General features: G+C 71.0%; 8 protein-coding genes. 4 read left to right on the top strand and 4 right to left on the bottom strand.

The window, feature by feature from the left end:
• Positions 1 to 357: 357 nt before the first annotated feature.
• The gene (locus AB0K35_RS33630; RefSeq protein ID WP_363890608.1) at positions 358 to 1,044 is read right to left on the bottom strand and encodes a hypothetical protein; all 687 of its coding nucleotides are present in this window, start codon (positions 1,042 to 1,044) and stop codon (positions 358 to 360) included.
• A 69-nt stretch (positions 1,045 to 1,113) separates the two neighbouring features.
• Here AB0K35_RS33630 and AB0K35_RS33625 point away from each other — a divergent pair, with 69 nt between their 5' ends.
• From AB0K35_RS33625 to AB0K35_RS33615, 3 genes are read left to right on the top strand one after another with little or no spacing between them, the layout of a single operon-like run.
• Entirely contained in the window at positions 1,114 to 3,732 is a 2,619-nt protein-coding gene (locus AB0K35_RS33625; protein WP_363890605.1) for a valine--tRNA ligase, read from the top strand.
• On the top strand, positions 3,729 to 5,063 hold the full coding sequence (locus AB0K35_RS33620) for a folylpolyglutamate synthase/dihydrofolate synthase family protein (RefSeq protein WP_238670868.1): 1,335 nt from the start codon (positions 3,729 to 3,731) through the stop codon (positions 5,061 to 5,063). Before AB0K35_RS33625 ends, AB0K35_RS33620 begins: the two co-directional genes overlap by 4 nt.
• Positions 5,060 to 5,494: a DUF4233 domain-containing protein gene (locus AB0K35_RS33615; protein WP_238670869.1), complete on the top strand. Its 435-nt coding sequence runs from the start codon at positions 5,060 to 5,062 to the stop codon at positions 5,492 to 5,494. Before AB0K35_RS33620 ends, AB0K35_RS33615 begins: the two co-directional genes overlap by 4 nt.
• Positions 5,495 to 5,532: 38 nt before the next feature.
• Here AB0K35_RS33615 and AB0K35_RS33610 read toward each other — a convergent pair whose 3' ends face one another.
• The gene (locus tag AB0K35_RS33610) at positions 5,533 to 7,032 is read right to left on the bottom strand and encodes a VOC family protein (RefSeq protein WP_363890602.1); all 1,500 of its coding nucleotides are present in this window, start codon (positions 7,030 to 7,032) and stop codon (positions 5,533 to 5,535) included.
• 141 nt (positions 7,033 to 7,173) lie between these two features.
• On the opposite strand from AB0K35_RS33610, the gene ndk reads away from it, so the two are divergent.
• A complete protein-coding gene (ndk, locus tag AB0K35_RS33605; RefSeq protein WP_088949743.1) occupies positions 7,174 to 7,599 on the top strand; it encodes a nucleoside-diphosphate kinase in 426 nt (141 codons plus the stop codon).
• 37 nt (positions 7,600 to 7,636) lie between these two features.
• Here ndk and sigJ read toward each other — a convergent pair whose 3' ends face one another.
• Positions 7,637 to 8,512: an RNA polymerase sigma factor SigJ gene (gene sigJ, locus AB0K35_RS33600; protein WP_363890598.1), complete on the bottom strand. Its 876-nt coding sequence runs from the start codon at positions 8,510 to 8,512 to the stop codon at positions 7,637 to 7,639.
• Complete coding sequence (locus AB0K35_RS33595) at positions 8,509 to 8,952, bottom strand: carboxymuconolactone decarboxylase family protein (RefSeq protein WP_238670872.1); 444 nt, start codon at positions 8,950 to 8,952, stop codon at positions 8,509 to 8,511. The genes sigJ and AB0K35_RS33595 overlap by 4 nt, the downstream gene beginning before the upstream one ends.
• Positions 8,953 to 8,968: the final 16 nt, after the last annotated feature.

The following is an 8,968-nucleotide window of genomic DNA, read 5'->3' as shown; positions in this document are numbered from 1 at the left end:
CCGGAAGCTAAGCCCTCCAGCGCCGATGGTACTGCACTCGTGAGGGTGTGGGAGAGTAGGACGCCGCCGGACAATCTTTCAGAAAGGGCCACCCCCAACAGGGGGTGGCCCTTTCTGCATTTCCCTTTTTCCTTGCATGATCGCCCCCGTTCCCCTGACATCCCGGCAGGACGGCCGGCGAGGCCGGGAACAGCGTGCCCGACGTGCCCGAATCCGGCAAGGTCACGCTGGATCCTGGTTGTAGTGGTGTTCGCGCCTCGTGAGGCCACTACATCCAGGATGTTGCGCGATCTTGATGCAGAGCCAGGCAGCGGACCCGCGGGTCGGTGGTCCAGTGCGGGGGCCCGCGGTGCCCGGTCAGTCTCGGGCCTGCATACCGTCGCGGAGGTTGCGCAGCAGGCCGCCAGCGTCGCTGACCGACCGGCCCGGGAACATTGCCATCACCACGCTGCCGTGGTCGGCCCAGCCGCACACCGCGAAGTCCCCGCCCTCGCCGCTGGTGCTGCCACACTTCAGCACCCCGCCGAGGTCACCTGCAGGCAGCTCCCGCAGACCGTTCACCGCACCGGTCTCGTCAGACATCAGGCGGAAGAGGCTGTCCAGGTCCCGTTCCGGCTGCCAGAGCAGTGTGGTGCCCCCGAAGATGAGCACGGAGCGCTTGTCGTCGGCCGGGTCGCGGTAGACAGTGCCGAAACTGCGGTCCAGTTCGATGTTCGCCGCCAGACCGCTGCGTAGATAGTCGGCAGTGCTCTTCGCCCGCTCGCTGTCGTCGCGGGTCAGACCAGCCACCCGATCGGGTGACGCCAGTTGGGTGTCCTTCTGCTGCGCCACCCGCCACCCAGCGACACCCAGCACGCCGGCTCCGGCGAGACCTACCACCAGGGCGACCGTCCAACCGATCTTGCGGCGGCGTGACCAGCCGCTGGACCGCTCGTCGGGGTCGCCTCCAGAGTCCCGGGTGCTCAGCTGGATCGGCTCTTCGGTCAGCTCGACCGGCTCGCGGCCGCCGTCGCGCGACCGCTCGGTGAGATGTGCGTCGGACATAGCCGACACCGTACGCGAACGGCAGGTGGCGCACGTCAGGTCTGCGGAAGCCCTCCGTAGACTTGTCCGGTGACCGAGAGACTGGATGCCCGACGCCCCGACGCCCCGACCCTTGCCGGCCAGTACCAGCCCGGTGAGGTAGAGCAGCGACGGTACGAGCAGTGGGTAGCCGGCGGGCACTTCCGGGCCTCCGCCGACAGCGACAAGCCCCCCTTCACCATCGTCATCCCGCCGCCGAACGTCACCGGCTCGCTGCACATGGGCCACGCGTTCGAGCACACGCTGATGGACGCGTTGACCCGGCGTAAGCGGATGCAGGGCTTCGAGGCGCTGTGGCTGCCGGGCATGGACCACGCCGGCATCGCCACCCAGAACCTGGTCGAGCGTCAGCTCGCCGCCGAAGGGCTGTCCCGGCACGATCTCGGCCGGGAGAAGTTCGTCGAGCGGGTCTGGCAGTGGAAGGCCGAGTCCGGTGGCGCCATCCTCGGCCAGATGCGCCGCCTCGGAGACTCCGTCGACTGGGACCGCGAGCGCTTCACCATGGACGAGGGGTTGACCCGCGCCGTCCAGACGATCTTCAAGAAGCTGTTCGACGACGGCCTGATCTACCGGGCCAACCGGATCATCAACTGGTGTCCGCGCTGCCTCACCGCGCTCTCCGACATCGAGGTCGAGCACACCGACGACGACGGCGAGCTGATCTCGATCCGCTACAGCGACGAGGTCGTGGTGGCCACCACCCGGGCCGAGACGATGCTCGGCGACACCGCAGTGGCGGTGCACCCCGACGACGAGCGCTACCAGCACCTGATCGGCACCGAGGTCGAGCTGCCGTTGACCGGCCGCCGGATCCCGATCGTCGCCGACGCGCACGTCGACCCGTCCTTCGGCACCGGCATGGTCAAGGTGACGCCGGCGCACGACCCGAACGACTTCGAGATCGGCCAGCGGCACGACCTGCCCGCGCTGACAGTGATGGACGAGCGCGGCGTGATCACCGTGCCCGGCCCGTTCGAGGGGTTGGACCGGTTCGAGGCGCGGCCGGCGATCGTGGCGGCGCTGCGGGAGCAGGGCCTTATCGTCGCCGAGAAGCGCCCGTACGTGCACGCGGTCGGGCACTGCTCGCGGTGCAAGACCACAGTCGAGCCGCGGCTGTCGCTGCAGTGGTTCGTCAACACCGCCCCGCTGGCCGAGGCCGCGGGTGACGCGGTGCGCGACGGCCGGGTGCGCATCGAGCCGGCCGAGCTGGCCAAGCGCTACTTCGCCTGGGTCGACAACATGCACGACTGGTGCATCTCCCGCCAGCTGTGGTGGGGGCACCGCATCCCGGTCTGGTACGGCCCGGCGGGCGAGATCGTCTGCGTCGGCCCCGACGAGGCGCCGCCGACCGGCGAGGGCTGGCACCAGGACGAGGACGTCCTGGACACCTGGTTCTCCAGCGGCCTGTGGCCGTTCTCCACCCTGGGCTGGCCCGAGCAGACCCCGGACCTGGCGAAGTTCTACCCGACCAGCGTGCTGGTCACCGGGTACGACATCCTGTTCTTCTGGGTCGCCCGGATGATGATGTTCGGTCTCTACGCGATGGACGGCCGGCCGCCCTTCGACGTGGTCGCGCTGCACGGCATGGTCCGTGACCAGTTCGGCAAGAAGATGTCGAAGTCGTTCGGCAACGTGGTCGACCCGTTGGACTGGATCGACAGGTACGGCGCTGACGCCACCCGGTTCACCCTGGCTCGGGGCGCGAACCCCGGCCAGGACGTCCCGGTCAGCGAGGAGTGGTGCCAGGGTTCCCGCAACTTCTGCAACAAGCTCTGGAACGCCACCCGGTTCGCGCTGATGAACGGCGCGCACACCACTGGCGACCTGCCGCCGGTCGAGCAGCTCTCCACCGTCGACAGGTGGATCCTGTCCCGGTTGGCGCACGTCACCGCCGAGGTCGACGAGCAGTTCGAGGCGTACGAGTTCGCCAAGGTGTGCGACCTGCTGTACCACTTCGCCTGGGACGACGTCTGTGACTGGTACGTCGAGCTGAGTAAGCCGGTGCTCGCCGAGGGCGGTGAGCGCGCGGAGGCCAGCCGTCGGGTGCTCGGGCACGTGCTCGACCAGCTGCTGCGGCTGCTGCACCCGGTCATCCCGTTCGTCACCGAGGAGCTGTGGCTCGCGTTGACCGGCGGCGAGACGGTGCAGGCCGCCGCCTGGCCGGTGGCCGACCGGTCGCTGATCGACGACGCCGCCGAGGCCGAGCTGGTCGGCGTGCAGCGGGTGGTCACCGAGATCCGCCGGTTCCGTTCCGACCAGGGGCTGCGGCCCACGCAGCGGGTGGCCGCCCGCCTGGACGGGCTGTCCGGCGCGGGTATCGCTGCGCACGAGCCGCTGATCCGCTCGCTGGTCCGGTTGGATCCGGCCGGTGACGACTTCCAGGCCAGTGCCACGTTGGCCATGCCCGGCGCCGTCGGTGTCGCGTTGGACACCCGGGGGTCGATCGATGTGGCCGCCGAGCGGGCCCGGCTGACGAAGGACCGCGCGGCAGCCGAGAAGGAGGTCGCGCAGGCCCGGGCGAAGCTCGACAACCCTGCCTTCATCGGCAAGGCCCCCGAGCCGGTGGTCGCGAAGATCCGCGACCGGCTCGCCACCGCCGAGGCCGACCTGGTCCGGATCGACGCTGCTCTGGAGACACTGCCCTCGTGACCGACCGTACCGAATTCGCCGCCGTCGAGGCCGAGCTGAACGCCCGCGGCTTCACCCGCATGGTCTTCGAGCTGGACCGGATCGAGTCGCTGCTCGACCTGCTCGGCAGCCCGCAGCGGGCGTACCCGGCGATCCACCTGACCGGCACCAACGGCAAGACCTCCACCGCGCGGATGATCGACTCGCTGTTGCGGGCGCACGGGCTGCACACCGGGCGGTACACCAGCCCGCACCTGGAGACCGTCCGGGAGCGGATCAGTCTGGACGGGGAGCCGGTCAGCGAGGAACGGTTCGCGTCGGTGTACCGGGAGATCAAACCGCTGGCCGAGCTGGTCGACGCGCGGTCGGACGAGCCGTTGACGTACTTCGACATGACCACCGCGCTGGCGTTCGCCACCTTCGCCGACGCGCCGGTCGACATCGCTGTCGTCGAGGTGGGCCTCGGCGGTGCCGAGGACGCCACCAACGTCCTCCAGGCCGGGGTCTGTGTGATCACCCCGATCGGGCTGGACCACACCGAGTGGCTCGGTGACACGCTCCAGGACATCGCGCTGGCCAAGGCCGGCATCATCCACCCGGGGGCCACGGTGATCTCGGCGGCCCAGGAGGAGGAGGCCGCCGGCCCCCTCCTCGAACGCTGCGCCGAGGTCGGGGCCACCATCGCCCGGGAGGGCGGCGAATTCGGCGTGCTGGGTCGGGCGGTCGCTGTCGGCGGCCAGGTGCTCACCCTCCAGGGGCTGGGTGGCGTGTACGACGACGTGTTCATTCCGCTGCACGGTGCCCACCAGGCGCAGAACGCGGCAATGGCGCTCGCCGCCGTGGAGGCGTTCCTGGGCGCGGGGGCTCGTCGTCAACTGGACATCGAGGCGGTCCGGGAGGGCTTCGCCTCGACCAGTTCCCCGGGTCGGCTGGAGCGGGTCCGTAACGCGCCGACCATCCTGCTGGACGGTGCGCACAACCCGCACGGCATGAAGGCCACAGTCACCGCCCTCCAGGAGGAGTTCGCGTTCAGCAAGCTGGTGGCCGTGATCGGCGTACTGGCCGACAAGGACGCGGAAGCGCTGCTGGAGCTGCTGGAGCCGGTGGTCGACCAGGTGGTGGTCACCCGCAACAGCTCGCCACGGGCGATGCCGACGGAGGAACTCGCCGCGCTGGCCGCCGAGATCTTCGGCGATGAGCGGGTGGACTCGGCCGAGGAGATGCCGGATGCCATCGAGTTGGCTGTGGCGTTGGCCGAGGAGGACGTTCCCGGTGAGCTGAGCGGGGTCGGGGTGCTGATCACGGGGTCCGTGGTGACGGTCGCCGACGCGCGCCGGCTGCTGAAGCGATGACCAGCCCGGAGCGGGACCCGCACCCCACCGAGGACCCGACCGCCCCGCCGGTCGAGCAGCCGGCGGGGGAGGAGCCCGCGGCAGGGCAGCCGCGACGCTCCGGGTTGCGCAACCCGGAGCGGGCGGTACGCGGTCTCGGTGCTGGCACGCTCAGCCTGGAGGCACTGGTGCTGTTGCTGGCGATCCAGCCGATCCGGGTGGTCGGCGGTGACCTCGGCGGCGCCGCGATCGGTGCGGTGGTGGCACTGGCGGTGGCTGCCGTGGTGCTCGCCGGCATGATGCGTCGGCCCTGGGCCTGGAACGCCGGCACAGTGCTCCAGGGCCTGCTGTTGCTGGGTGGCCTGCTGCACTGGTCGCTGCTCGGGCTGGGCATCATCTTCGCCCTGGTCTGGGCGTACGCGCTGCACGTTCGCCGCGTCATTCTCGGCTGACGCCGGACCCGGCCGGCGCCGTCCGAAGGTGGGCCGGGTCAGGCGTCGGCGCGTTCGCGCCACTGGGTGAGCGCGACGCCGTGGCCATCCGGGTCGCGGAAGGCAGCCGCCCACCCCTCCAGCTTGGTGCCCCTGTTGACCACCCGGGGCGCGTACGTGAAACGGACGCCCGACTCGCGCAACCGCTCGTACGCCGCCTCGATGTCGCTCACCTCAAGGTTGACGTGCACGAGTCGGCGGCTGATGGGGGCGGCCCCGGTCACCTCGCGCAGGACGATCCGGGTCGACCCGGAGGCCAGGACGGCGTTGTGGGCACCCTGGTCGACCTCGCTGAAGCCGAGCACGTCGCGGTAGAAACCGAGCGACCGGGGCAGGTCGGTGACCAGCAGGGTGAGGCCCACCCCGCTGATCGGCGCGGCCGGATCCGCGGCCGAGTCGGCGTCCAACCCGAAGATCGCCTGGTCCAGTTCCTCGTCGGTCACTGTCGTGCGTGCCGCCCCGGCCGGGGCGGGATCGTCCAGCGGAAGATCGAGTGGGTCCAGCGGGTCGGTCGCGCCCGGGCCGGACCGCTGCGCGGGCGGTGGGTCGAAGCGCTGCGCGTCGGGCTGCTCGAAGCGCTGGGCGCTGGGAGGGTCGACGGGGTCCTCGGCGGGTGGGGCGGTGCTGCCGCCCTCCTCCGAAGCGTCGAACCGGTCGGCGGCGGGCTCGTCGAAGCGCTCCTCGGCAGGCGGTCGCGGCGCCGGAGTGGTCGCCCGTCGGGGCAGCCCACCGGCCTGCGGCTCGACGACGACACCCTCCAACACCACCGGGCCGCCCGGGCTCTGGTGCATCACCACGGGCTCGCGCTCCTCGGGCGCGACGCTCGGGTCGTCGCGCCGGACGTCGATGCGCGAAGGGTCGGTGCGCAGCGGGTCACCGACCGGGTCGCGGAACGGGTCACCGACCGGGTCCCGGAAGGGGTCACCAACCGGGTCGCGGAAGTCGTCGCGGAGGTCGTCGTCGGGTGCGCGATCGGTCCACGGCGGCGCGTCCTGCTGGATCAACAGCTCGTCCATCGCCTCCGCGTCGGCGAACTCCGGCGGAATATCGGCGACGGCAGCGGCGGTCTCGGCATGGGTGAGCACCTCGTCCCAGAGGACCTTGACGTGCCGCTGGTCGTCCAGTGCGACCCGGATCGGCAGGGTCTGGCCCAGCGACGGCCACTTGGAGACCGGCACCCTCGGCTCAATGATCTTCTTGGACCGCGGCGGCAGACCAGGGGCGTCAATCACCAGTTGCAGTTCGCAGCGGCCGAACGCGTACTGGGTGGGTGGTTCGGAGGCGCTGTGCACGTGCCCCACGCCGACGACCCACGTGCGACCGCCGCCGCGTACGGTCGCCAGCGCGATCGCCAGCACCAGCAGGGCGACCCCGAGAGCCACGATGGCCCAACTCGTCATGCCGAGGCCGAACAGGACGACGAACGTGGCCACGGTGCCCAGCACCGCGCCGATCAGCTTGCGTACCGGCGCGATGGGTCGGTTCCCGCCATTCGCCACAGTGGACCTCCCGGGGTCAGGACCAGGCTAGGCCGAATCGGCCACCGGGGGAAAGACCGGCCGCCGCGCCGGCGCCGGGACCGGGTCGCTAGGCTGACCGTACCGATCCCGAGCGTTCAGCGCGTACAGGAGGAACCCAGCGTGTCCAGCAACAGCCCGGATGAGCGCAGCCTCGTTCTGATCAAGCCTGACGCGGTCCGCCGCGGCCTGGTCGGCGAGGTCCTCTCCCGCTTCGAGCGCAAGGGGCTGCGGATCGACGCGATGGCGCACCGGACGATGGATGCCGCGCTCGCCGACGAGCACTACGCCGAGCACGTCGACAAGGCGTTCTACCCGCCGCTGAAGGACTTCATGACCGGCGGTCCGCTGGTCGCTCTGGTGCTCTCCGGCGACCAGGTCATCGACGTGGTCCGCGGGCTGGTCGGCGCCACCGACGGACGCAAGGCCGCCGCCGGCACCATCCGGGGTGACCTGTCGCTGTCCAACCGGGAGAACCTGGTGCACGCCTCCGACTCGACGGACAGCGCCAAGCGCGAGATCGCGCTCTGGTTCCCCGAGCTGGGCTGACGTCCACCGGCCCGGGGTCGACCGACGTCGCCCGGGTTCAGCCGACCGCCGGCACCTTCGCCGGGTTGCCGACCACGTAGATCCCGGTGATCCGTCCGTCGGCCGCGGAGATGGTCAGCGTGTACCGACTGCCGTCCGCGCGGGTGATCAGCATCGCCGGTTCCCCGTTGAGCTCGACCGGATCCATCGCGACCCGGTGACGCGGGCCGTAGACCCCGGCGTAGAACCTGGCGATCCGGTCCGCGCCGGTGACCGGGTTGAGGGCGGCCCGCACCCGACCGCCGCCGTCGTTCCACGCTGTGACGTCGGCGGCCACCAGGTCGGTGAGCCTCGCCAGGTCACCGTCGCGGGCGGCGGCGAGGAACGCGTCCAGCAGCCGCTCCCGCTCCGGGCGGCTGGCGGTGAACCGACGCTGCTCCTGCCGTACCCGCGCGGTCGCCCGGTGGTACAGCTGCCGACAGTCGGCGACGGACCGGTCCAGGATCTCGGCGATCTCCGCGTACGGCAGGTCGAAGGCCGTGTGCAGGACGTACACCGCCCGTTCCGGCGGGGTGAGCCGCTCCAGGACGTGCAGCAACGCGGTGGAGAGCGAGTCGCGCAACTCCGCGCGGTCCAACGGCCCGAACGGCGAGGGCGCGGTCGGCACCGGCTCGGGCAGCCACGTCCCGACGTACGTCTCGCGGGCCGCCTGCCGGGCTCGCAGCCGGTCCATCGCCAGCCGGGTGACCACCCGGGACAGGTACCGGCGTGGTTCCTCCACCGCCGACCGGTCCACGCCGAGCCAGCGCAGGTACGCCTCCTGGAGCACGTCCTCCGCGTCGTGTCGGCTGCCGAGCAGGCGGTAGGCGAGCCCAAGCAGCATCGGCCGATGCGCCTGGAGCGCATCGGCCGCCTCTGCTGCCTCGGTCGTCACACCTGCGCCGGGGGCTCCGTGTGCGTCGTCACGGCGATACGATTCCACACGTTGATTGTGGCGATCGCGAGGACCAGATCGGCCAGTTCCTTCTCCGACCAGACCTTCGCGGCGGCGTCCCACACCTCGTCCGACACTCCGTGCTCGCCGAGCCGGGTGACCGCGTCGGTGAGCGCCAGCGCGGTTTGTTCCCGCTCGTCGAAGAACGACAGCGCCTCCCGCCAGGCGGCCACCGCGAACAGCCGCCGGCTCGACTCGCCGGCGGCGAGGGCGTCGCGGCTGTGCATGTCGACGCAGTACGCGCAGCCGTTCAGCATCGACGCCCGCAGCTTGACCAGCTCCAGCACTGTGTGGTCGACGTTCGCCTGGACGTACTTCTCCAGGCCCGACACGGCCTGGTATCCCTGCGGCGCGACCTCGAAGAGCCTCATTCGTTGCATGACCAACTCCCTGTTC

Source organism: Micromonospora sp. NPDC053740, from assembly GCF_040677775.1.
Classification (GTDB): Bacteria; Actinomycetota; Actinomycetes; order Mycobacteriales; family Micromonosporaceae; genus Micromonospora; species Micromonospora alfalfae.
Note: the sequence above shows the minus strand (reverse complement) of the source record. Positions and strands in the feature narration are given on the sequence as shown.